Origin of the sequence: Streptomyces sp. NPDC059456, from assembly GCF_042750055.1 — a bacterium.
GTDB lineage: Bacteria > Actinomycetota > Actinomycetes > Streptomycetales > Streptomycetaceae > Streptomyces.
On sequence record NZ_JBHYVA010000290.1, the window covers coordinates 8,882 to 9,824 of the forward strand.

General features: G+C 77.9%; 1 protein-coding gene. It reads left to right on the top strand.

Annotation, left to right across the window (positions count from 1 at the left end):
- Window positions 1–212: 212 nt before the first annotated feature.
- Window positions 213–943: NADP-dependent oxidoreductase (locus ACFXA3_RS23695; protein WP_385189787.1), on the top strand; the 731-nt coding region annotated here is incomplete at its 3' end.

The following is a 943-nucleotide window of genomic DNA, read 5'->3' on the forward strand; positions in this document are numbered from 1 at the left end:
GTACGAGTGAGCCCGTGCCGTGCCCCCGGCGGGTGCGGGGGAGCGGGGGACCGGGCCCGACGGCCGGTGCGCGGCCGTCCGGGCGCTGCCGCAGCCCCGGTGCGCCGCGCGGTGCCCGCCCCGCTTCTCGGGGCGGGCACGGCCTTTCGTGATGGGATGGGCCGCGACGGCGCACGGCACACGGAGAGGTCGGGAAGATGTCCGAGGACACCATGCGGGCGATGGCGTACGAGACCTACGGCGGGACGGAGGTGCTCACCGAGACCCGGCTGCCGATGCCCAAGGTGGCCCCCGGCGAGATCCTCGTCAAGGTCAAGTGCGCCGGGGTCAACCCCGTCGACTGGAAGATCATGGCGGGCGGCCTCGACGGCCTCATGGACGTCGTGTACCCCGTCGTCCCCGGCTGGGACGTCGCCGGCACCGTCGAGCGGGTCGGCATCGACGTGCCCGAGTTCGCGGTCGGTGACGAGATCATGGCGTACGCCCGCAAGGACTACGTGCACGGCGGGACCTTCGCCGAGTACGTCAGCGTCCCCGTCCGCGCCGCCGCGGCCAAACCCGCCTCGCTGGGCTGGCACGAGGCGGCCGGCCTGCCGCTGGCCGGGCTCACCGCCTACCAGCTGCTGACCCGGCTGGCCACCGGCAAGGACGACACCGTCCTCATCCACGGCGCCGCGGGCGGCGTCGGCTCCTTCGGCGTGCAGATCGCCCGCGCGCTGGGCGCCCGGGTCATCGGCACCGCCTCCGCCCGCAACCACGACCGGCTGCGCGAACTCGGCTGCGAGCCCGTGGAGTACGGGGACGGCCTGGCCGAGCGGGTGCGGGCGCGGGGCCCCCCCCGGGGGGGCCCCCGCGCCGGCCCGCGGGGGGGGGGGCGGGGCCGCCCGCCACCCCGCCAGGGCGCCCGGGGGCGGCCCCCCCCCCGCCACCGCGCCCCCCCCCC